Genomic DNA, 22,682 nt, shown 5'->3' with positions numbered 1-22,682 from the left:
GCACACGCAGGGCTCACGCGCTTTGTCTGAATGACTCAGGCGCTTGCCCCGTCCAAGTTTTGAAGGCCCGAATAAAACTTTTCTCATTCGAAAACCCCACTTCTGTGGCGATTTGCTTGAGGGGTTTGCTGGTGCGCAGCAGCAGCGCGCGTGCACGTTGCTCACGCACACTGTCTTTGAGTTGCTGCAGGCTGGCGCCTTCTTCTTGCAGTTGGCGGTGCAGCGTGCGGGCAGACATGTTCAGCCATGCGGCCAAGTCGTCGGCATTGCGACTGTGCGCTGGGTGTTGGCCCAAGGTTTGTCGCACGCGCGCCACCAGCAATCGGTCACGTCGGTAGGGCCGCACCGTCAGCAGCAAGGCGCGTTGCAGCATCTGTTGCAGTGCCGCTTCGTCGCGGCGTACCGGCAAGGCGAGGTAGCCCGCATCAAACGCCAAGCTGTTCGCGCTGGCTTTGAAATGCGTGGGACCGTCAAACAACACACGGTAACTGTCGGCATGCGCGGGCGGCGCAAAACGCAGCTGCGTGGCCAGCAGCGGGATGCGCGAATCGGTCAGCCAACACGCCACGCCCAAGGCATTGCGTAACACCGACACCACGCAAAACTCACGGAACACGCCGAGGTCGCGCACCTCGTCGAGTTGCAAGGTGGCCACGCCGTTGCGCTCGGTGAGGGAGAGGTGAATGTCCTCGGTCAACAAACCGTGGTGGCGGCACCAGCGCGTCAGCGCCAAGCCTAACGTGGGCGAGGTGAGCGAGGCGCGCACCAGCAGCCCATAGCTGCCCCACGGCAGGCGGCGGCTGAACCAGCCTAAGCCTTCGTCATCCAGCTCTTGCATGGCCAATCCCGAAAACAACTCCATTTGCATGGCGGTGACGCGGGTATTATTTTTCTTGAGAAGTTTTGGCTCGATTTGTGCCTTGATCAAAGCCTCGCTGACATCCAAGCCGCGTTGTGCATAGGCGGCTGTAATCGCCTGAATAAAAGCAATAGGCGTTTCGGCGCGGCCTTGCGTTGGCGTGGGTGTAGGGGTAGGGGCAGGGGCAGGGGCAGGGGCAGGGTGAACCATAGGAGTCATCATTGTGGCAGGATTTGCAACCCATCTGACACATGCCGTAGCGTCAAACAGCCTAAGCTTGCAGACATACGCCTTTCAAGGAAAGCACGATGACTGTTTTGCACTCTCAGCTCAACCCACGCTCTGCCGATTTCACGGCCAACGCCGCTGCCATGCGCACCGTGGTGGACGACCTCAAAGTCCATCTTGAAAAAATTGCGGTCGGCGGTGGCGAAGCCGCCCGTGCCAAACACACAGCCCGCGGCAAGCTCTTGCCCCGTGACCGTGTGCAGATGTTGCTCGACCCCGGAACCCCGTTTTTAGAGGTGGCCCCACTCGCTGCCCTGCACATGTACAACGACGACGCGCCGTGCGCGGGCCTGATTGCCGGCATTGGTCGCGTCAGCGGTGTGGACTGCATGGTCGTGTGCAACGACGCCACCGTGAAGGGCGGCACCTACTACCCCCTCACCGTCAAGAAGCATTTGCGTGCGCAAGAGATTGCGCAACAAAACAACTTGCCATGCATCTACTTGGTGGACTCGGGCGGTGCCAACTTGCCCAACCAAGACGAGGTGTTCCCAGACCGTGACCACTTTGGCCGCATCTTCTTCAACCAAGCAAACATGAGTGCGCAGGGCATTGCACAAATCGCCGTGGTGATGGGCAGTTGCACCGCAGGCGGCGCCTATGTGCCGGCCATGAGCGATGAGACCATCATTGTGAAAAACCAAGGCACCATCTTTTTAGGTGGCCCGCCTTTGGTGAAGGCTGCCACAGGCGAGGTGGTGACCGCAGAGGACCTCGGCGGTGGCGATGTGCACACACGTTTGTCGGGCGTGGCCGACCACTTGGCGCACAACGATGTGCATGCGCTGGCGCTGGCGCGTCAAGCGGTGAAGAACCTCAACCAACACAAGCAGCCCAACATCGCCATCCATGCACCTGTGGCTCCGAAGTACGACGCGCAAGAGTTGTATGGCGTCATCCCCACCGACACGCGCAAGCCTTTTGATGTGCGCGAAATCATTGCCCGCATCGTCGATGGCTCTGAGTTTGACGAGTTCAAATCGCGCTGGGGCGGAGCCCCCTCCGGTGGGAGCACCACGCTGGTGTGCGGCTTTGCGCGCATCGAAGGCATGCCGGTGGGCATCATTGCCAACAACGGCATCTTGTTCAGCGAATCCGCCTTGAAGGGCGCGCACTTCATTGAGCTGTGTTGCCAACGCAAAATCCCACTGGTGTTTTTGCAAAACATCACCGGCTTCATGGTGGGGCGCAAATACGAAAACGAAGGCATCGCCCGTAACGGCGCGAAGATGGTTACCGCTGTCGCCACCGCCGCTGTCCCTAAGTTCACCGTCATCATTGGCGGCAGTTTTGGAGCGGGCAACTACGGCATGTGTGGCCGTGCATTCGCCCCGCGCTTTTTGTGGATGTGGCCGAATGCACGCATCAGCGTCATGGGCGGCGAGCAGGCGGCCAGCGTGTTGGCCACGGTCAAGCGCGATGGCATTGAAGTCAAAGGCGGCCAGTGGAGTGCCGAAGAAGAGCAAGCCTTCAAAGACCCCATTCGCCAACAGTACGAACACCAAGGCCACCCCTATTTCGCCACAGCCCGTCTGTGGGACGACGGCGTGATTGACCCCGCCGACACACGCCGCGTCTTGGCATTGGGATTGAGCGCGTCACTCAACGCGCCGATTCCAGAAACCAAATTTGGTTTGTTCCGCATGTGAGGGACGATGGATATGAGCGCAACGACACCCACTGCACTGAGCATCACAAACCAAGGTGCCATTCGCACCCTCACGCTCTGCCGCCCCGAGGTGCGCAACGCGTTCAACGACGAGGTGATTGCCGAGCTGACAGCCGCTTTCTCTGAAGCAGGCCTTGCCGACGAGGTGCGCTGTGTCGTACTCGCCGCAGAAGGCCCCGCGTTTTGCGCAGGTGCCGACTTGAATTGGATGCGCCGCATGGCCGACTACACGCGTGACGAAAACCTCGCCGACGCAGGTCAGTTGGCCGCCATGCTGCGTGCGATTTACGAATGCCCCAAGCCCACCATCGCCCGCGTGCAAGGTGATGTGTTTGCGGGCGGTGTGGGCCTTGTTGCTGCGTGCGACATGGCGGTGAGTGTGGACATTGCTACCTATTGTTTGAGTGAAGTGAAGCTTGGCCTCATCCCCGCCACCATCAGCCCCTATGTGATTCGCGCCATGGGCGCACGCGCGGCGCATCGCTACTTTTTAACGGCCGAGCGTTTCAGCGCAGGCGAGGCACACAGCATGGGCTTGGTGCATGAGGTGGTGACTTCGGATGCGTTGGATGCCAAAGTGGCCGAGCTGACCAGCGCCTTGGTCAGTGCCAGCCCCAACGCCGTGTGTGCCTGCAAGCGCTTGGTGCAAGACGTGGCCGAGCGCGAGATCGACGACGCTTTGGTGGCGCACACCGTGGCAGGGATTGCCGACATTCGTTCAAGCGCAGAAGGCAAAGAGGGCGTGCAGTCGTTCTTGCAAAAACGCAAACCCAACTGGCTGCTTTGATGTGGCCTACATCGCTTGACCATTCGCAATTTCATGCCTCGCCTTGAATTTAGAAAGACACACTGCCATGTTTAAAAAAATCCTCATCGCCAACCGTGGCGAAATTGCCTGCCGAGTTGCCGCTACTGCCCGCCGTCTGGGCATTAAAACTGTGGCCGTGTATTCGGACGCCGACGCGCAAGCCAAACATGTGCAGGTGTGCGACGAAGCCGTGCACATTGGCGGCAGCGCACCGAAGGACAGTTACTTGCGTTGGGAGCGCATCTTGCAAGCGGCCCAAGACACAGGCGCGCAAGCGGTGCACCCAGGCTATGGCTTTTTGAGCGAGAACGAAGACTTTGCCAAAGCGTGTGCCGCAGCAGGCTTGGTGTTCATCGGCCCGCCCGCGTCGGCTATTTTGGCCATGGGTTTGAAAGCCGAATCCAAACAACTGATGGAAAAAGCGGGCGTCCCACTGGTGTCCGGCTACCACGCAGCCGACCAAGACCCCGCCTTGCTGCAACGCGAAGCCGACCGCATTGGCTACCCCGCGCTCATCAAAGCCAGCGCGGGCGGCGGCGGCAAAGGCATGCGCGTGGTCAATAGCAGCGCCGAGTTTGCCGACGCCTTGGCCAGTTGCAAACGCGAAGCTATTAACAGCTTTGGTGACGATGCGGTGTTGATCGAGAAATACGTGCAACGCCCACGGCACATTGAGATCCAAGTATTTGGCGACACCCACGGCAACTGCGTGTATTTGTTTGAACGCGACTGCTCGGTGCAACGCCGCCACCAAAAAGTGTTGGAAGAAGCGCCCGCGCCCGGCATGACCGACGCACTTCGCAAGCAGATGGGTGAGGCCGCTGTGGCCGCTGCCAAAGCGGTGAACTATGTGGGGGCGGGCACGGTGGAGTTCATCGTGGAGCAAACCGGTTATGACCAACCCGACTCGATGAAGTTCTTTTTCATGGAGATGAACACGCGCTTGCAGGTGGAACACCCCGTGACCGAAGCCATCACGGGGCTGGACTTGGTGGAGTGGCAACTGCGTGTGGCCAGCGGTGAACCGCTGCCGCTGAAGCAAAGCGACTTGCGCACTCACGGCCACGCGATTGAAGCGCGCATTTGCGCCGAGAACCCCGACAACAACTTCTTGCCCGCCACCGGCACTTTGGCGGTGTACCGCAAGCCCGTGTGCAGCAGCTTTGCATTGCCCAGCGATGGGCATGGCGGTGTACGCATTGACGACGGCGTGCGCGAGGGCGACAGCATCAGCCCGTTTTACGACTCGATGGTGGCCAAGCTCATCGTCCACGGGGACACGCGCGAACAAGCCTTGGCGCGTTTGGACGAAGCCCTGTCGCAAACCCGCATCGTCGGTTTGACCACCAACGTGCAGTTCTTGCGTCACATCATTCGCACCGATTCATTCGCCACGGCCAAGCTCGATACCGCGTTGATTCAACGTGAAGAAAAAGCCTTGTTCGCGCAAGAGCCGTTGGGCTTGGCTCTCACCGCTGCTTCGGTGATGGCCAACACCTTGCACCAAGAGCAAGCGTTGACAAACCACGACCCGTTCAGCCGCCGCGATGGCTGGCGAGCTTATGGTGTGGCCACACGCAACTTTGGTTTTGTCTTTCACGGCGCTGCGGTTGAGGCGGTGCTGACCTATCTGCATGACGGCAGCTTGCAGTTGTGCATCGTCGAGCCCCGCAGCGATGCGGATGGCGCTTTGCGAGCGCGTGTGTCGGGGGCTTTGACCTACCACCAAGATGGCGACGCGCTGCACGTCAGCTTTGCGGGTCAACAAGCCCGTGTGCAGGTGTTTCACGAAACCCAAGGCCACGAAGAGGTGGCCCATGTGTTTGCGCCGCAAGGCGCGACACGCATCACCGTGGTCGATGCCTTGGCCCATGCCGGCGAAGCGCAAGAGGCGGGGGGGCGCTTGACGGCACCGATGCCGGGTAAGGTGGTGTCATTTGCGGTGGCCGCGGGTGACAAGGTGAAAGCTGGGCAAGCATTGGCGGTCATGGAAGCCATGAAAATGGAGCACACCATCACCGCGCCCGCCGATGGTGAAGTGCTGGAGTTGATGTATGCGCCGGGCGACCAAGTGGCCGAAGGCGCGGAACTTTTGAAATTGAAGGTGTAACCATGGTGATGAATTTGCCGCGTCGTGTGAAGTTGGTGGATGTAGGCCCGCGTGATGGCCTGCAAAACGAAAAACAACCTGTGCCTGCCGCTGTCAAGGTGGAGCTGGTACACCGCCTGCAAGCGGCGGGGCTTAAAGAAATTGAAGCCACCAGTTTTGTGTCACCCAAATGGGTGCCGCAAATGGCGGACAACGCCGAGGTGATGGCCGGCATCTATCGGCAACCCGGTGTGCGTTATTCGGTGCTCACGCCCAATTTGCAGGGCTTTGAAGCCGCGATCAAAACCAAGCCCGACGAAATCGTGGTGTTTGGTGCGGCCAGCGAGGCGTTCAGTCAAAAGAACATCAACTGCTCCATCGCTGAAAGCATCGAGCGCTTCGCGCCCGTGGTGCAAGCCGCTCGTGATGCAGGCATTGCCGTGCGTGGCGCGATGAGCTGTACCGTGGGTTGTCCTTATGAGGGCGAGATTGCACCTGAGCGTGTGGGCTACTTGGCTGGGCTGATGAAGGGCATCGGCATTCAACGTGTGGATGTGGCCGACACCATTGGCGTGGGTACCCCGCGCAAAGTGCAAGCGGCTCTAGAGGCCACGCTCGAGCACTACGCACTCAACGATGTGTCGGTCCACTTCCATGACACCTATGGCCAAGCCTTGGTCAACACATTGGCTGCGCTGCAAATGGGCGTGTGGAATTTTCAGTCGTCAGTCGCGGGGTTGGGCGGGTGTCCGTATGCCAAAGGGGCCACGGGCAATGTGGCCACCGAAGATGTGGTCTACCTGATGCAAGGCATGGGCATCGACACCGGCATCGACTTGGATTTGCTGATTGATGCGGGTGTGTTCATCAGCCAAGCCTTAGGCCGTCAGCCCAATTCCCTGGTGGCAAGGGCGGTTTTGAACAAACGTGCCGTTTAAGTGTGCGGCGTTCGCTGACAATACAGTCCATGTGTGGAAGCGAACTCACCCCAAAAGTGGCAGGACTCAAGCCGTCTGATCTGCGTTTGCAAGCGCAGGTCAAACGTGTGCTCAACAGCGCCGATACACCGCCCTCGCCTTGTATTTCTATCTGTCGCATGTCGGACGACACCGCGTACTGCGAAGGGTGCTGGCGTACCTTGGATGAGATTGCGGGTTGGGCGCAACGCACGACGCCAGACAAGCGTGTGGTATGGCAGTTGTTGGGTGAGCGATTGGCCGCGTACGCGACGGCTGTGTGAGTGGATGCCTACGAGAATGACACCATGAAAACCATCACTTGTTACCTTGACTTCATTTCGCCCTATGCCTACCTAGCGTTTGAGGCGTTGCCGCAAAGTTTGATGGGCGTGAGCCATTGCATGGTTTACAAACCCGTGTTGTTTGCGGCCATGCTCAAACACCACGGTCAGCTGGGCCCCGCTGAAATTGCGGGTAAGCGTGAGTGGACCTATCGCCAAGTGCTGTGGCAGGCCAAGCAGCTCAGCGTGGTGTTGGACATGCCCTTGTCTCACCCGTTCAACCCATTGGCTTTGTTGCGCTTGGCCGTGGCGTGCAGTTCTGACGGGGAGCCTAACCGCTACGTGTGTGACACTCTTTTCAAGCATGTGTGGCAAGGCGGTGCAGCGGCGGATGACGCCACGCGCTTGCTTGCGTTGACCGCACAACTCGCGCCCGCACGTTCGGTGGACGACCCTGCGGTGAAAGCGCAACTCAAGGCCAACACCGAAGAAGCGATTGCACGGGGCGCGTTTGGTGTGCCCACTTTCTGCGTGGATGACAAAGTGTTTTGGGGCTTGGATGCCTTGCCCATGATGCGTGCTTACCTTGACGGAGATCAATGGTTCGATACGGCTTGGGACGCTGCCGCAAGCATTCAGCAAGGCACGAAGCGGTGAATGGAGGACTTGGGTTTTGCCCCGTCCTATCCTCGATGTAGGCGCGGCACCAAGGCATTTGTTTGTCATCATCAAAGGCTTTGTCACGCAGTACGAGGGCGATGAACCATCGTCACTTACGGCCCTAATGGCGCCTTTGACGGAGGACGCGGCTTGGTGGCTGGCAAAACCAGCAACCGATCCATTGTGTGAAGGGGGACTGGCTATGTCCTTACTTTGGTTATGGTTTAGTGGCTTGTTTTCGGATGAGAACGCTTAGAAATAAACAAATTTTGTCGGTGTAAACCCTTGCGATTGCGCGTGGTTTTTTACACAGAAGCGGCTTCATTTTGGTATTTTTTTCGCATTCAGAAAAAATAACAAAGGGTTACTACTGTGTTTGTGTGGGTTCGCTTTTTTTACGTGATTCAAAGCTGATTAAGTTCGTCAGAAATTGGTCAGCAAGTACCGAGATAGTTGCGCGGCACAGCACCCAGCCAGGGTGGTGGATAAACAGTCTAAGGAGACAAAACAGATGGCAACACTAGATGTAGACCGCCCGATGTCGGCGGAAGAGAAGAAGGTCATTTTTGCCTCTTCTCTGGGTACCGTTTTCGAGTGGTATGACTTTTACCTGTACGGCTCACTCGCCGCAATTATTGCGAAGCAATTTTTCAGCGGTTTGGATGAAGGCTCTGCGTTCATCTTTGCGTTGCTGGCGTTCGCGGCGGGTTTCATCGTTCGCCCCTTTGGTGCCATTTTCTTTGGCCGTTTAGGCGACATGATCGGTCGCAAGTACACCTTCTTGGTGACCATCCTCATCATGGGTTTGTCCACCTTTATCGTGGGCATCTTGCCTAACTACGCCAGCATTGGCGTGGCGGCTCCCGTCATCTTGATCTGCCTGCGGTTGTTGCAAGGTCTGGCCTTGGGTGGTGAGTACGGTGGTGCTGCAACTTATGTGGCAGAGCACGCACCGCATGACAAGCGAGGTGCTTACACCTCATGGATCCAAACCACGGCGACGCTGGGCTTGTTCCTGTCACTGATGGTGATCTTGGGTACACGTACCGCCATCGGCGAAGCTGCCTTCGCTGAGTGGGGTTGGCGCGTGCCGTTCATCGTGTCGATTGCGCTGTTGGCCGTGTCGGTCTATATCCGTTTATCGATGAACGAATCGCCTGCTTTCCAGAAAATGAAAGCAGAAGGCAAAACATCCAAAGCACCTCTGACCGAATCTTTCGGTCAATGGAAAAACCTGAAGATCGTGATTTTGGCGCTGATCGGTTTGACTGCTGGTCAAGCCGTGGTGTGGTACTCAGGCCAGTTCTACGCCTTGTTCTTCTTGACACAGGCGTTGAAAGTGGACGGCGCAACGGCCAATATTTTGGTGGCCGTGTCGCTGTTGATCGGTACACCGTTCTTCATCTTGTTCGGTTCGCTGTCTGACAAGATTGGCCGCAAGCCCATCATCATGCTGGGCTGCTTGTTGGCTGTGCTGACCTACTTCCCTGTGTTTGAAGCGTTGACCAAGGCTGCTAACCCCGACCTGTATGCCGCACAACAAAAGAACAAAGTGGTGGTCACTGCTGATGCAGCCGAGTGTTCATTCCAGTTCAACCCAACGGGCACCGTGAAGTTCACCAGCTCATGCGATATTGCCAAGCAAGTGTTGGCTTCGAGCTCTGTGAGCTATGAAAACGCCTTGAGCGCTGCGGGTACACCTGCGAGCATTAAGATCGGCGAGACGGAAATCCCAAGCTACAGCTCTAAAGGCTTGTCGGCAGACGATGCCAAGGCCAAATCTGCAGAGTTCAAAAAGGCAGTGGCTGATGCTTTGAAAGAAGCAGGCTACCCAGCCAAAGCTGACCCAGCGAAAGTGGACCAAGTCAAGATCACCATCATCCTCACTTACTTGGTAATTTTGGTGACCATGGTCTACGGTCCTATTGCTGCCATGTTGGTGGAAATGTTCCCCACACGTATCCGTTACACCTCGATGTCACTGCCTTATCACATCGGTAACGGCTGGTTCGGCGGCTTGCTGCCCACCACTGCCTTTGCGATCGTGGCGCAGACGGGCAATATGTACAACGGCTTGTGGTATCCCATCATCATCGCGGGTATGACTTTCGTCATCGGTATGATCTTTGTGAAGGAAACCAAAGACGTCGATATTTACGAGCACGACTAAGCGCTCATGCCAGTACGCTGGGAGACCAGAGTGCTACATTTAAGCCCTCCCTTGTGGAGGGCTTTTTACTGATTTCGGAGATATGACATGTTGAAAATTTTTGTAGGCTTTGTGATCTTCGCTGCACTGGCGATGTTCGTCATTTTCAAAGGTGGTAACAGTTTGGACATGGGCGGAGAAAAGCACGGTGATGAAGCGATTCATGCGCCGTCAGAAGCGGCTTCGGGCGCTGCCTCGGCCACGACAACAGACGCCTCTGCTGCCAAGTAACTGCTAGCGACCTTGTTTGCTTAAACGCCACGGCCTGTCCGTGGCGTTTTGCGTTCTGTGCCCGGCCGGCCGCAATGCCCCACGCCGATGCGGACCTGTGCGACTCTCTAAAATATTTGCCACACTTCCAAAGGCCCCGCCATGACAGGCACCATTCGTATCCGTGGCGCACGCCAGCACAACCTCAAAAACTTAGACCTCGACATTCGCACTGGTGAGCTCACCGTGGTCACCGGCCCCAGTGGCTCGGGCAAGTCGAGCCTGGTGTTTGATACTTTGTATGCCGAGGGCCAACGCCGCTATGTCGAGACCTTTAGCGCTTACGCCCGTCAGTTCTTAGACCGCATGGACCGACCCGCGGTGGACAAGGTGGAGGGTGTGCCACCCGCGATTGCGATTGACCAAACCAACCCCGTGCGCAGCTCGCGTTCCACCGTGGGCACGATGACGGAGTTGAATGACCACTTGAAGCTGCTCATCGCGCGTGCGGGCCAGCTGTTTGACCGTCAAACCGCGCAGCTTGTGCAGCACGACACACCGCAAACCATTTATGCCGAGTTGCAACGCCGCTGTGCGGCGCTGCCGCAAGACCCGCGCCTCATCATGACCTTCCCGGTGGAGCTGCCCGCCAACACCACGGCGGACGAGGTGGAGCAGTGGCTCAGTGCCAGTGGCTTCACGCGGGTCTATGCCGAGCGCGAAGTGGCCACGCCCACCGGCCCGCGCAAATTGCTCGACGTGGTGGCTGACCGCTTCAAGTTAGGCAACACTGAGCAAGCCCGCGTGGTGGAAGCGATTGAGCTGGCCATCAAACGAGGTGGCGGCCGATTGAATGCGTATTGGGAAAAACTGGGGCCAGACCCCGATTTGGCGCAGCAAAACTCGGGCGCTGACCCCAGTTTTTCGCTCTGGCGCTTCTCCACCGGCTTGCATTGTCCCGACAGTGATTTGCGCTACAGCGACCCCATCCCCTCGATGTTTTCGTTCAACTCGGCCGTGGGGGCCTGTGACACCTGCCGTGGCTTTGGCCGTGTGATTGGGGTGGACTATGGGCTGGTGATTCCGAACGACAAACTCACCTTGCGTGCGGGCGCCATCAAAACCATCCAAACCCCTGCATGGGTGGAGACGCAAGATGACCTGATGCGCCACGCCGAAGCCGAGGGCATTCCGCGCGACACGCCTTGGTGCAAGCTGAGCCAAGCGCACAAAGACTGGGTCATCCACGGCTCGCCCTTGTGGAAGGGCAAATGGAATCACCAGTGGTACGGCGTCAAACGTTTTTTCGAGTACTTGGAGAGCAAGGCCTACAAGATGCACATCCGTGTGTTGCTGTCCAAGTACCGCAGCTACACACCGTGCGGCACCTGTGCAGGCGCACGTTTGAAAACCGACAGCTTGCTGTGGCGCATCGGCACCCAAGCCCACGCGGACGCCGTGCTGCCACCCGCCAAGCGCTTCATGCCGCAAGGCGTGCAATGGACGCGTGCCCAACTCGAAGCCATGCCCGGCCTGTGCCTGCATGACTTGATGCTCTTGCCCATCGACAAACTGCACCAGTTCTTCAACGCCACGCAGGTGGACGTGGCGGGCGCTGACGCACAAGCCCTGCACTTGCTGATGGACGAGATTCGCACACGCTTGAAATACCTCAGCGATGTGGGTATTGGCTACCTCACCCTCGACCGCCAAAGCCGCACCCTCAGTGGTGGCGAGGTGCAACGCATCAACCTCACAACCGCTCTCGGCACTTCGTTGGTGAACACCTTGTTTGTGTTGGATGAGCCCAGCATTGGCTTGCACCCGCGCGACATGAACCGCATCAACGAAGCCATGCTGCGCTTGCGCAACGCGGGCAACACGCTGGTGGTGGTGGAGCACGACCCCGCGGTCATGCTGTGCGCCGACCGTATCATCGACATGGGCCCCGGCCCCGGCGTGAAGGGCGGGCAGATTGTGTTTGACGGCACGACCGAGGCCTTGAAGTCGGCCGACACTTTGACGGGTGCTTACTTGGGTGCACGCAAAACCATTGGCCTAGGCCTCAAGCGTTTGGTGACCGACAACACGCCGCGTTTGATTTTGGAAGGCGCGCGCGAGCACAACCTGCAAAACCTGAGCATCGAATTTCCCTTGCAACGTTTGGTGTGCATCACCGGCGTCAGCGGCTCGGGCAAATCCACCCTCATTCAAGACGTGCTCACGCCCGCCTTGCTGCGCCACTATGGCCGCGCCACCGAAACACCGGGCGCGCACGACCGTTTGCTGGGCGCCGATTACTTGAGCGATGTGGTGTTTGTCGACCAGTCTCCCATTGGCAAAACCGCACGTTCCAACCCCGCCAGCTATGTAGGCGCGTGGGACGCCGTGCGTGAAATTTTTGCAGTTGCGTCTTTGTCCAAGCAACGCGGCTACACCGCCTCCAAGTTCAGCTTCAACAGCGGCGATGGCCGCTGCCCCACCTGCGGTGGCTCCGGTTTTGAACACGTCGAAATGCAGTTCTTGAGCGACGTGTATTTGCGCTGTCAAGATTGCAACGGTCAACGCTACAGACCCGAAATCCTAGAAGTCCGTATCGAACGCCAAATTCGTGGCGTGGCTGCGGGGGTGACGGCGCAGCGACATTCTGAACAACGCGAAGAGGAGCAAGACGTTACCCCCGCAGCCACGACACGAATCACCCTCAACGTGGCCGATGTACTCGATCTCACCGTCGGCGAAGCGCTAGAGATTTTTGCCAACGACCGCGAAATCGTGCGCACCCTGCAACCCATCGTCGATGTCGGCTTGGACTATGTGAAGCTCGGCCAACCCGTGCCCACCCTCAGCGGCGGCGAAGCGCAACGCTTGAAACTCGCAGGCTTCCTCGCCGAAGCCGCCAAAGCCAAAACATCCAGTCGCCAAACGCTTGCCAAAAAAGGCGTGCTGTTTTTGTTTGACGAGCCCACCACCGGCTTGCACTTTGACGACATCGCCAAACTCATGCGTGCCATGCGCCGCTTGCTGGAAGACGGCAACTCGCTCATCGTCATTGAACACAACCTCGATGTCATCCGTGCCAGCGATTGGTTGATCGACCTCGGCCCCGAAGGCGGTGACGCTGGTGGTTTATTGGTGGCCGAAGGCACGCCCGAAGACGTGCGCTTACACCCCACCTCGCACACGGGCAAAGCCCTGCGCGACTACGCCGCGTCCATGGGCGTGGTGTACGAGATTGATGGCGAAAAAGCCTCTGCGGGTCTGCTCGCGGCCGAAGGTGCCGCACGGTTTGCCAAAGCAGCGCGTGGGGTGTCTGTGGCCGATGGGGCGATTCAAATCATCAACGCCAAAGAGCACAACCTCAAAAACTTGAGCGTCAACATTCCGCGCGGCAAGTTCAACGTCATCACCGGCGTATCGGGCTCGGGCAAGTCCACGCTCGCGTTTGACATCTTGTTCAACGAAGGCCAGCGCCGCTATTTAGAAAGCCTCAACGCTTACGCGCGCAGCATCGTGCAGCCCGCAGGTCGCCCCGAGGTCGATGCGGTGTATGGCATTCTGCCCACTGTGGCGATTGAGCAGCGTTTGAGCCGTGGTGGTCGCAAATCCACCGTGGGCACCACCACCGAGGTGTGGCACTTTTTGCGTTTGTTGTATGTCAAGCTCGGCACCCAGCATTGCACACAAGACGGTGCGGCGGTGCAGCCGCAAACCGCAGAGCGCATTGCTGCGCAACTGATGCGCGAGTTCAAAGGTCAGCACATCGGCCTGATGAGCCCACTGGTGATGAACCGCAAGGGTGTGTACACCGAACTGGCCGATTGGGCGCGTCCGCGTGGCTACACGCACTTGCGTGTGGATGGCCACTTTTTGCCCACCAATGGCTTTCCGCGTTTGGACCGTTTCAAAGAGCACACCATTGAGTTGCCTGTCGCGAGTTTGGAAGTCTCTGCGCAAAACGAAGCTGCCTTGCGTCAAGCACTGACCACGGCGTTAGAGCATGGCAAAGGCGTGGTGCATGTGTTGAGCCAACTGGATGGCTTGCGCGAAGCGATGGAAGCGGGGGCTGACACCAACAGCATTGGCCGCTTGGATGTGTACTCCACCAAGCGTGCCTGCCCCGTGTGCGACACCTCGTATGCCGAGCTAGACCCACGCTTGTTCTCGTACAACAGCAAACACGGCTGGTGCCCCGACTGCGTGGGCACAGGCGTGAAGCTCAGCAAAGACCAACGCCAAGTGTTGGACGACTCGGTACCAGACTCCAAAGATAAAGGACAAAGCACAGGCCGCGAGCAAACCTTTGCCGAACCTGATGTGGACGACTTGGTCGGTACCGCCTGCCCCACCTGCGAGGGCACACGCTTGAACGCCACCGCACGTGCGGTGAAGTTTGCGGGCGTGGGCATCACCGACATAGCGCGCTTGAGCGTGACCGAGATTCGCAAGTGGGTGGAGAAGTTGACCATGACAGGCCGCGACGCCGACATTGCGCGCGACCTGTTGCCTGAAATCAAGAGCCGTTTGGAGTTCTTAGAGCAAGTGGGCTTGAACTACCTCACCCTCGACCGCGGCGCACCCACCCTCAGCGGTGGCGAAGCGCAACGCATTCGCTTGGCAGCGCAGCTGGGGAGCAACTTGCAAGGCGTGTGCTATGTGCTGGACGAACCCACCATTGGCTTGCATGCGCGGGACAACCAAATTTTGTTGAACGCCTTGCACTTGCTGAGCGACAAGGGCAACACCTTGGTGGTGGTGGAGCACGACGAAGACACGATTCGCCGTGCCGATCACATCATTGACATTGGGCCTAGCGCCGGTAAGCGCGGTGGGCGGCTGATGGGCGAAGGTTCGGTGAAGGACATCACCTCGCAGAGTGAGTCTCAGACGGGGCGTTATTTGTTGCATGCGATGCGCCACCCGTTGCAGGCGAGACGGCCTGTTTCTGAGGCTGCGCTTTCTGCTTTTGCGGCGGCTGCACTCGCTGCGAAGGTGGGTAAGCGCAAGGCGGTTGCGCCTGTTACTGAAGTTGTTTCTGCCAAGGTGGTTGCTGCGCTTCAGTGGCTGTCGCTCGAAGGTGCGTCATTGCATAACTTGAGTGATGTGATCGTATTGATTCCGCTCAAACGTTTGGTGGCGGTGACAGGTGTGTCGGGCTCGGGCAAATCCACACTCGCACGCGATGTGTTGCTGCACAACGTGGCGGCAGCGGTGGCGCAGCGCTCGACGCAAGCAGGGCGCAAGCTCGACGACGAAGGCAAACATCCTGCGTGGGTGGGCTGCACGGGCTTGGACGGTTACCAAACCATCGACCGCGTGCTGGAAGTGGACCAAACCCCCATTGGCAAAACCCCACGCAGCTGCCCCGCCACCTACATTGGTTTTTGGGACACGATTCGCAAACTGTTTGCTGAAACGCTGGAAGCCAAAGCGCGTGGCTATGGCGCTGGGCGCTTTAGTTTCAACACGGGCGAGGGCCGCTGCCACACTTGCGAAGGCCAAGGCCTGCGCACGATTGAAATGAGCTTTTTGCCCGATGTGAAAGTGCCGTGCGAAACCTGCCGTGGCGCACGCTTCAACCCCGAGACCTTGGCGGTGAGCTGGCGCGGCAAAAGCATTGGCGATGTGTTGCAAATGGAAGTGGATGAGGCGGTGGACTTCTTTGCCACCATGCCCAACATTGCCCACCCCTTGAAACTGCTCAAAGACGTGGGCTTGGGCTACCTCACCTTGGGTCAACCGTCACCCACCCTCAGTGGTGGTGAAGCGCAACGCATCAAGCTGGTGACCGAGCTCAGCAAGGTGCGCGACGACGTGACGCGACGCGGCAACAAAGCACCGCACACACTGTATGTGTTGGACGAGCCCACCGTGGGCCTGCACATGGCCGACGTGGACAAACTCATTCGTGTGCTGCACCGTTTGGTGGATGGCGGTCACAGCGTGGTGGTGATTGAGCACGACCTCGATGTGATTGCCGAAGCCGACTGGATCATTGACCTCGGCCCCGAAGGTGGCAACGGCGGGGGTTTGATCGTGGCAGCGGATACGCCCGAGGCGGTGGTGGCGTTGGGGACGCACACGGGGGTGGCTTTGCAGCCTGTGCTGGCTCGCACGTAACGCTTCTTCTGTTGCGTTGCGTTTTGGGTTCTGCGCGTTTCGTTGACGTGACTGCGTGCTGCGGGATAAGCCTAGGCTCCTCTTCGCTGCGCTCAGAATGTCGCTACGGCTTATCTCGCAGCACTTGTTTGTGAACGTAGGTTTTGCTCCATCAGCGTGGTGTTTAACTGCTGCCCCGAATGTGTAGCGTTTCCGTCGGCGGTCGGTACCTTCGTATGGAGTTGTACTCGCTCCCTCTCTTCACTACAAAAGCAACGAAAGAAAAATTACCCCGCCGTCGACAACGCCAACCCTGCATGCTCGCGCAGCGGGTGAAAATGAATCTTTGAAAAACGCTCTTGCGCCAAGCGCACGTCATAAGGCGACGTACACAAATACGCCAAAGTGTTGGCCGCATCCAAGGCCATGCGCTGTGGGTATGCGTACGTGAACTCGCGCAGCTCCGCAGGCGTGTCAGCCGTGATCCAACGCGCACCGGTGTATTGGCAGCTCTCTAGCTTCACATCGCAGTCGTACTCGGCTTTCAAGCGGTGTTGCACCACTTCAAACTGCAATTGACCGACCGCGCCTAGCAGCATGGCGCCGCCGGCTTCGGGCTTGAACACTTGAATCGCACCTTCTTCGCCCAGTTGGTCCAAGCCTTGTTGCAGTTGCTTGGTACGCAAGGGGTTTTTCAAAATCACGGTCATGAACAATTCAGGGGCGAAGAAGGGCAAGCCCGTGAATTGCAGTGCGGCGCCGTCGGTGATGGTGTCGCCCAACTGCACGCCGCCGTGGGTGGTGAAGCCGATGATGTCGCCGGCATAGGCTTCTTCCACGGCTTCGCGGCGTTGCGACATGAAGGTCACCACGCTGGTGGGGCGCAGCTCTTTGGCGGTGCGTTGCACCTTGAGCTTCATGCCAGGCGTGAACTTGCCCGAGGCCACGCGTACAAAGGCAATGCGGTCGCGGTGGTTGGCATCCATGTTTGCTTGCACTTTGAACACCACGCCTGCAAAGCCTTCGTCTTCGGGCTGAATGGTTTTCTCAATGACTTGCTTGTTGATGACCAGATGACTCAAGCGCGGGCGAGGCGAGGGCGCGAGGTCGACCAAGGCATCGAGCACTTCCATCACACCAAAGTTGTTCACGCCCGAGCCAAAGAAGACGGGGGTTTGTTTGCCCGCTAAGAAGGCTTCTTTGTCGAACTTGGGGGATGCACCCGTGGCCAGCTCCATGCTTTCCATGGCCGTGGCCCATTCTGCGCCGAAGCGTTCGGCCAGTTTGGCTTGCTCTGTCAGTGGGTGAGTTTCAAAATCTTGCGGCAAGCGCTCTGAGCCCGAGTCAAACACGGTCATGGCTTGCGTGCGCAAGTTGATGATGCCACCAAACAATTTGCCTTGACCCACAGGCCAAGTCATGGGCACGCAGGGCATGCCGAGTTCGCGCTCCACTTCGTCGAGGATGTCGAGTGGGTCGCGCACTTCGCGGTCCATTTTGTTGACGAAGGTGATGATGGGGGTGTCGCGCTGACGGCACACTTCAATCAAGCGACGCGTTTGCGCTTCCACACCGTTGGCCGCGTCAATCACCATGAGGGCAGAGTCCACGGCGGTGAGCACGCGGTAGGTGTCTTCTGAAAAGTCTTTGTGGCCGGGGGTGTCGAGCAGGTTGATGACGTGGTCGCGATACAGCATTTGCATGACCGACGAAGCCACCGAGATGCCGCGCTGCTTTTCAATCTCCATCCAGTCGCTGGTGGCGTGGCGTGAGGCTTTGCGGCCTTTGACGGCGCCCGCGATTTGGATCGCACCCGAGAACAGCAACAGCTTTTCAGTGAGCGTGGTTTTGCCCGCGTCAGGGTGCGAGATGATGGCAAAGGTGCGGCGGCGGCGCACTTCGTTGAGGAAAGAGCTCATGGCGGTGTGCGCGAACGCACGGCAGGTCAAAGGGCAAGATCATAGCCGCCACCCCTTGGCCCAGCACGGCCACCAGAAGTTCGTTTAAAATCTTACTTATCCGAGGAGCGCTGCAGCCTGCAGACTGGCAATAGGTCTATTTATCAGGCGAGGCTCGGGTTTCCAACCGCGCTCACCCACTGTCAACGTGAGGTGAGCACCTCGTGATTCTTCATGCTGCTTTTTCTTGCGCCCTGACATTGGTCTGACCAACTGTTTGGAGTATTTATTCATGAACGCTGTTCTTAAAACCAACGTCGCCGCGGATTACATCGTGGCCGACATGTCTTTGGCTGCTTGGGGCCGCAAAGAAATCAAAGTCGCCGAAACCGAAATGCCTGGTTTGATGGCCATTCGCGAAGAATTCGCCAAAGCGCAACCGCTCAAAGGCGCTCGCGTGACCGGCTCTTTGCACATGACCATTCAAACGGCTGTGTTGATTGAAACCTTGAAGTCTTTGGGCGCTGATGTGCGTTGGGCTTCTTGCAACATCTTCTCTACCCAAGACCACGCTGCTGCTGCCATTGCCGAAGCTGGCATTCCTGTGTTCGCCACCAAAGGCGAAACCTTGGCTGAGTACTGGGACTACACCCACCGTATTTTTGAATTCGGCGAAGGTGTCAAAGGCGCACCAGTAGGTGCCCCAGGCACTGAAGGCGAAGGCCCCAACATGATCTTGGACGACGGCGGCGATGCCACGTTGTTGATGCACTTGGGCAAGCGCGCTGAAACCGATGCTTCGTTGATTGCCAACCCCACCAGCGAAGAAGAAACTTGTCTGTTCAACGCCATCAAAGCCAAATTGGCTGTGGACCCCACTTGGTACAGCCGCAAGGGTGCGCACATCATCGGCGTGACCGAAGAGACCACCACCGGCGTGTTGCGCTTGAACGAAATGGCCGCCAAGGGCAGCCTGATGTTCCGTGCCATCAACGTGAACGACTCGGTGACCAAGAGCAAGTTTGACAACTTGTACGGCTGCCGCGAATCTTTGGTGGACTCCATCAAGCGTGCGACTGACGTGATGATCGCTGGCAAAGTGGCTTGCGTGGCTGGTTATGGCGACGTGGGCAAGGGCTCTGCACAAGCCTTGCGCGCTTTGAGCGCCCAGGTGTGGGTGACCGAGATTGACCCGATCAACGCTTTGCAAGCTGCCATGGAAGGCTACAAAGTCGTGACCATGGAATACGCAGCTGACAAGTGCGACATCTTTGTGTCGGCCACGGGTAACAAGAACGTGATCCGTTACGAGCACATGGCTGTGATGAAAGACGAAGCGATTGTTTGCAACATTGGGCACTTCGACAACGAAATCGATGTGGCTGCTTTGGAGAAGTGCAAGTGGGACGAGATCAAGCCTCAAGTCGACCACGTCATCTTCCCAGACGGCAAGAAGATCACTTTGTTAGCCAAGGGCCGTTTGGTGAACTTGGGTTGCGCCACAGGCCACCCCAGCTTTGTGATGAGCTCTAGCTTTGCGAACCAAACGATCGCTCAGATCGAGTTGTTCACCAAGCAAGACCAATACGAGTCTGGCAAGGTTTATGTGTTGCCTAAGCACCTCGACGAAAAAGTGGCCCGTTTGCACCTCAAGAAAGTAGGCGCACAGCTGACCGAATTGACCGACGAACAAGCGGCTTACATCGGTGTGTCAAAGAACGGCCCTTACAAAGCCAACACCTACCGCTACTAAGCACTGACCCACGTCACCGATGCGTGCTGACCAGCTGCTCCTCGAACGTGGATTGGCCGTTTCGCGCTCTCAAGCGCAGCGGCTGATTGCTTCGGGCGTCGAGTGGCGCTTGGACACCAAGCCGTGGCAACGCGTGGCCAAAAATGGGGACGAGTTGCCACGGCCCAGTGAGCTGCGTTTGTTGGACAACGCTGAGGCACGTTATGTGTCTCGCGGTGGCTTGAAGCTCGAAGGCGCGCTGCGCAGCAGTGGCCTGTCGGCCCAAGGTGTGCATTGCCTCGATGTGGGGCAATGCACTGGCGGGTTCACCGATTGCTTGTTGCAGCAAGGCGCTGCGCAAGTGGTAGGGTTGGATGTGGGGCATGGACAGTTGCATCCACGCTTGCGCGACGATGCGCGTGTGGTGTGTGTGGAACGCATCAATGCCCGTGAGTTGCAAGCCAATGATGCGCGTGTGCCAGAGGTGCAGCTTGGATTTGGTTTGGTGGTGGGTGATTTGTCGTTCATTTCGCTCACCTTGGTATTGCCCGCGCTGCTGCCTGTGTTGAAACAGGGCGGGGCGCTGCTGATGTTGGTCAAGCCGCAGTTTGAACTGCAGCCCAGTGACATTGGCAAAGGCGGCTTGGTCAAAGACCCGGCCAGCTATGTGCAGGTCGAAGCGCGTTTACGCGAAGCCTGTGCTGCATTGAATTTAGATGTGCTGGGTTATTGGCCCAGCGCCATTGCCGGTGGTGATGGCAACCAAGAATTTTGGATCGGTGCGCGTCGTGCGTGACGCGCCAACACGTGAGATGGATATGACCGCAAACAACAGCTTGAGCATTGAGTTTTTCCCACCGAAAACCCCAGAGGGTGCCGAGAAGTTGCGCACAGTTCGCCTAGCGCTCTATCCACTTAAGCCTCAGTTTTGCTCGGTCACTTATGGTGCGGGTGGTTCGACCCAAGCGGGCACGATTTCCACCTTGAAAGAAATTTTGGGCGAGGGCACGGCTGCTGCATCGCACTTTTCGTGCATTGGCGCCACGCGTGACAGCGTGCGTCAACAACTGTCTGAGTTCAAAGCCATGGGGGTGAAGCGTTTGGTGGCTTTGCGTGGCGACTTGCCCAGTGGCTATGGGGCTGGTGGCGAGTTTCAATACGCCAGCGACTTGGTGGCCTTCATCCGTGCAGAAACGGGTGATGACTTTGGCATTGAAGTGGCGGCCTACCCCGAGATTCACCCACAAGCGAAATCTACCGAGGCCGACTTGCAAGCCTTTGCCACCAAGGTGAAGGCGGGCGCCGACTCGGCCATCACGCAATATTTTTACAACAGCGATGCGTATTTCCGTTTTGTGGAAGATGCCGACAAGTTGCGTGTACACATTCCCGTTGTGCCGGGCATCATGCCTATCACCAGCTCCTCGCAGCTGCTGCGGTTCTCGGACGCCTGTGGTGCCGAAATTCCACGTTGGATTCGTTTGCGCTTGCTAGGCTATGGCGACGACATCGCGTCCATCAAGGCCTTTGGCTTAGAGGTGGTGACCGACTTGTGCGAGCAGTTGCGTGCCGGTGGCGCGCCCGGGTTGCACTTTTACAGCATGAACCAAAGCGCCCCGATCTTGGCTATTTGCAAGGACTTGGGTCTGAGCGCTTAAGGCGATCCAACCGACAAGGCCTCGCAGTGCGAGGCCTTTTTTTGTGCGCCAGTTACAGTGCGCGTTTAGTCCCCAGACTCCACCACCCAACCGCGGCCGGGGCCGCGTGCCAAGGCTTCTTCCACCACGGGCAGGGCTTCGTTGAGCAAAGGCTTGAGGGTGAAAGGGGGGTTGACGATGAACATGCCGCTGGCGCTGAGGCCGGCGTCTTTGCTGCCCGTTTCGCGGCCAATCGCCAAGGTGGCGTGCAGCCATGGTTTTTTGGCTTGGCTGCACAAGCCTTTGAGTTTGCGTGGCAAATCGTGCGCTTCAGGGCGAGGAATGATGGGGTACCACACGATGTAGGTGCCAGTGGCAAAGCGCTTCAAGCTGTCTTGAATGCAATCAATCACGCGGTAGTAGTCATTCTTGATTTCATAGCTGGGGTCAATCAGCACGCAGGTGCGGCGTGAACCGGTGCTCGACACGGGCGGCGGCAACAAGGCTTTGAGCGATTCAAATCCATCGGCGCGCGCCACGCTGACGGTGCGCCCCGCTTCGAGTTGCTGCACATTGCCTGTGAGGGATTTGTGGTCTGTGGGGTGCAACTCAAACAGCTTGAGGCGGTCACGCGCTTCGTGGCGTAACAGCTTGTGGATGATGAATGGCGAGCCAGGGTAAATCTTGTAGCTGCCCTTGGCGTTGAAGCTGGCCACCATGTCTAGATAGTCAGTCAGGGCCGCTGGGCCTTTGAGGTTGAGTACCTTCAAAATGCCTTCGGCGGCTTCGCCACTTTTTTCCGCATAGTCGCCGTCCAAGCGGTAGAGGCCCGCGCCCGCATGGGTATCCACAAACTGAATGCCCGCGTCTTTGTGCATCAAATGCTTCAAAGTGGCAATCAAAGTGAGGTGTTTGAGGACGTCGGCGTGGTTTCCAGCGTGAAAAGCGTGGCGATAACTGAACATAACGAGAATGGTAACTCGCCAAATCACCTTGTTTGGGCGAAATTTGCGCTAAGCGATTGATTTTGCTTATAATATTCGACTTTGCAGCGTTTAAGTAGTCCCGCGGCAGAGGCTTTCGAAAGAGGGCACATCCCACCTAAGAGGTTCTCAACAGAAGAACGCCGACCGTGGAAAAGGACCCTACAAACCAACTCTCCTTTTAGGATTTAACTATGTCTACATTCAGCGCAAAACCCGCTGACGTGGTGCATGAGTGGTTTGTGATTGACGCCACCGATAAGGTGCTCGGACGAGTAGCCAGCGAAGTTGCTCTCCGTTT

Annotated in this window: 15 protein-coding genes, 1 pseudogene and 1 riboswitch; of the genes and pseudogenes, 13 read left to right on the top strand and 3 right to left on the bottom strand. The window is 57.9% G+C overall.

What is annotated here, in order from left to right; translation table 11 throughout:
* Positions 1 to 13: 13 nt before the first annotated feature.
* Positions 14 to 1,069 carry an AraC family transcriptional regulator gene (locus RMS03_RS03295; RefSeq protein WP_310625680.1) on the bottom strand — a complete coding sequence of 352 codons (1,056 nt, stop codon included), beginning with the start codon at positions 1,067 to 1,069 and terminating at the stop codon, positions 14 to 16.
* Positions 1,070 to 1,167: 98 nt separating this feature from the next.
* On the opposite strand from RMS03_RS03295, the gene RMS03_RS03290 reads away from it, so the two are divergent.
* The 9 genes from RMS03_RS03290 to RMS03_RS03250 all read left to right on the top strand — a co-directional run bounded on the left by RMS03_RS03290 (position 1,168) and on the right by RMS03_RS03250 (position 16,152).
* Entirely contained in the window at positions 1,168 to 2,796 is a 1,629-nt protein-coding gene (locus RMS03_RS03290; RefSeq protein WP_310625679.1) for a carboxyl transferase domain-containing protein, read from the top strand.
* Between the two features lie 12 nt (positions 2,797 to 2,808).
* The gene (locus RMS03_RS03285) at positions 2,809 to 3,603 is read left to right on the top strand and encodes an enoyl-CoA hydratase/isomerase family protein (RefSeq protein WP_310625678.1); all 795 of its coding nucleotides are present in this window, start codon (positions 2,809 to 2,811) and stop codon (positions 3,601 to 3,603) included.
* A 67-nt stretch (positions 3,604 to 3,670) separates the two neighbouring features.
* The gene (locus tag RMS03_RS03280) at positions 3,671 to 5,734 is read left to right on the top strand and encodes an acetyl/propionyl/methylcrotonyl-CoA carboxylase subunit alpha (protein ID WP_310625677.1); all 2,064 of its coding nucleotides are present in this window, start codon (positions 3,671 to 3,673) and stop codon (positions 5,732 to 5,734) included.
* 8 nt (positions 5,735 to 5,742) lie between these two features.
* Positions 5,743 to 6,651: a hydroxymethylglutaryl-CoA lyase gene (locus tag RMS03_RS03275; RefSeq protein WP_310625698.1), complete on the top strand. Its 909-nt coding sequence runs from the start codon at positions 5,743 to 5,745 to the stop codon at positions 6,649 to 6,651.
* Between the two features lie 29 nt (positions 6,652 to 6,680).
* Positions 6,681 to 6,953 carry a DUF1289 domain-containing protein gene (locus RMS03_RS03270; protein ID WP_310625676.1) on the top strand — a complete coding sequence of 91 codons (273 nt, stop codon included), beginning with the start codon at positions 6,681 to 6,683 and terminating at the stop codon, positions 6,951 to 6,953.
* Positions 6,954 to 6,977: 24 nt separating this feature from the next.
* A complete protein-coding gene (locus tag RMS03_RS03265) occupies positions 6,978 to 7,610 on the top strand; it encodes a 2-hydroxychromene-2-carboxylate isomerase (protein ID WP_310625675.1) in 633 nt (210 codons plus the stop codon).
* Between the two features lie 514 nt (positions 7,611 to 8,124).
* Positions 8,125 to 9,783 (top strand): MFS transporter, encoded by a 1,659-nt coding sequence (locus RMS03_RS03260; protein WP_310625674.1) that lies wholly within the window; start codon positions 8,125 to 8,127, stop codon positions 9,781 to 9,783.
* Between the two features lie 87 nt (positions 9,784 to 9,870).
* A complete protein-coding gene (locus RMS03_RS03255) occupies positions 9,871 to 10,053 on the top strand; it encodes a hypothetical protein (RefSeq protein ID WP_310625673.1) in 183 nt (60 codons plus the stop codon).
* Between the two features lie 141 nt (positions 10,054 to 10,194).
* Entirely contained in the window at positions 10,195 to 16,152 is a 5,958-nt protein-coding gene (locus RMS03_RS03250) for an excinuclease ABC subunit A (protein ID WP_310625672.1), read from the top strand.
* Positions 16,153 to 16,418: 266 nt separating this feature from the next.
* Here RMS03_RS03250 and RMS03_RS03245 read toward each other — a convergent pair whose 3' ends face one another.
* Positions 16,419 to 18,050, bottom strand: a complete 1,632-nt coding sequence (locus RMS03_RS03245; RefSeq protein ID WP_310625671.1) for a peptide chain release factor 3 — start codon at positions 18,048 to 18,050, stop codon at positions 16,419 to 16,421.
* 96 nt (positions 18,051 to 18,146) lie between these two features.
* Positions 18,147 to 18,231: riboswitch (S-adenosyl-L-homocysteine riboswitch) on the top strand.
* Between the two features lie 90 nt (positions 18,232 to 18,321).
* Between RMS03_RS03245 and ahcY the strand changes: the two genes are divergently transcribed.
* From ahcY to metF, 3 genes are read left to right on the top strand one after another with little or no spacing between them, the layout of a single operon-like run.
* Entirely contained in the window at positions 18,322 to 19,782 is a 1,461-nt protein-coding gene (gene ahcY, locus RMS03_RS03240; protein WP_310625670.1) for an adenosylhomocysteinase, read from the top strand.
* Positions 19,783 to 19,801: 19 nt separating this feature from the next.
* Entirely contained in the window at positions 19,802 to 20,557 is a 756-nt protein-coding gene (locus tag RMS03_RS03235; RefSeq protein ID WP_310625669.1) for a TlyA family RNA methyltransferase, read from the top strand.
* 22 nt (positions 20,558 to 20,579) lie between these two features.
* Positions 20,580 to 21,419: a methylenetetrahydrofolate reductase [NAD(P)H] gene (gene metF, locus RMS03_RS03230; RefSeq protein WP_405023494.1), complete on the top strand. Its 840-nt coding sequence runs from the start codon at positions 20,580 to 20,582 to the stop codon at positions 21,417 to 21,419.
* Positions 21,420 to 21,484: 65 nt separating this feature from the next.
* Here the strand turns inward: metF and RMS03_RS03225 are convergent, their stop codons facing one another.
* Complete coding sequence (locus RMS03_RS03225) at positions 21,485 to 22,363, bottom strand: 23S rRNA (adenine(2030)-N(6))-methyltransferase RlmJ (RefSeq protein WP_310625668.1); 879 nt, start codon at positions 22,361 to 22,363, stop codon at positions 21,485 to 21,487.
* Between the two features lie 212 nt (positions 22,364 to 22,575).
* Here RMS03_RS03225 and RMS03_RS03220 point away from each other — a divergent pair.
* A pseudogene (locus RMS03_RS03220) lies at positions 22,576 to 22,682 on the top strand (50S ribosomal protein L13); the annotation flags it as partial.

The organism is Limnohabitans sp. (assembly GCF_031538885.1).
Taxonomy (GTDB): Bacteria; Pseudomonadota; Gammaproteobacteria; order Burkholderiales; family Burkholderiaceae_C; genus Limnohabitans.
This window is presented reverse-complemented; position numbering and strand designations above follow the sequence as displayed.

Coding starts and splice junctions, on each gene's coding strand:
- RMS03_RS03295 (WP_310625680.1), bottom strand. CDS start 1,069: ATGGTTCACCCTGCCCCTGCCCCTGCCCCTGCCCCTACCCCTACACCC.
- metF (WP_405023494.1), top strand. CDS start 20,580: ATGACCGCAAACAACAGCTTGAGCATTGAGTTTTTCCCACCGAAAACC.
- RMS03_RS03260 (WP_310625674.1), top strand. CDS start 8,125: ATGGCAACACTAGATGTAGACCGCCCGATGTCGGCGGAAGAGAAGAAG.
- RMS03_RS03290 (WP_310625679.1), top strand. CDS start 1,168: ATGACTGTTTTGCACTCTCAGCTCAACCCACGCTCTGCCGATTTCACG.
- RMS03_RS03250 (WP_310625672.1), top strand. CDS start 10,195: ATGACAGGCACCATTCGTATCCGTGGCGCACGCCAGCACAACCTCAAA.
- RMS03_RS03265 (WP_310625675.1), top strand. CDS start 6,978: ATGAAAACCATCACTTGTTACCTTGACTTCATTTCGCCCTATGCCTAC.
- RMS03_RS03225 (WP_310625668.1), bottom strand. CDS start 22,363: ATGTTCAGTTATCGCCACGCTTTTCACGCTGGAAACCACGCCGACGTC.
- RMS03_RS03255 (WP_310625673.1), top strand. CDS start 9,871: ATGTTGAAAATTTTTGTAGGCTTTGTGATCTTCGCTGCACTGGCGATG.
- RMS03_RS03245 (WP_310625671.1), bottom strand. CDS start 18,050: ATGAGCTCTTTCCTCAACGAAGTGCGCCGCCGCCGCACCTTTGCCATC.
- ahcY (WP_310625670.1), top strand. CDS start 18,322: ATGAACGCTGTTCTTAAAACCAACGTCGCCGCGGATTACATCGTGGCC.
- RMS03_RS03285 (WP_310625678.1), top strand. CDS start 2,809: ATGAGCGCAACGACACCCACTGCACTGAGCATCACAAACCAAGGTGCC.
- RMS03_RS03275 (WP_310625698.1), top strand. CDS start 5,743: ATGAATTTGCCGCGTCGTGTGAAGTTGGTGGATGTAGGCCCGCGTGAT.
- RMS03_RS03235 (WP_310625669.1), top strand. CDS start 19,802: ATGCGTGCTGACCAGCTGCTCCTCGAACGTGGATTGGCCGTTTCGCGC.
- RMS03_RS03270 (WP_310625676.1), top strand. CDS start 6,681: ATGTGTGGAAGCGAACTCACCCCAAAAGTGGCAGGACTCAAGCCGTCT.
- RMS03_RS03280 (WP_310625677.1), top strand. CDS start 3,671: ATGTTTAAAAAAATCCTCATCGCCAACCGTGGCGAAATTGCCTGCCGA.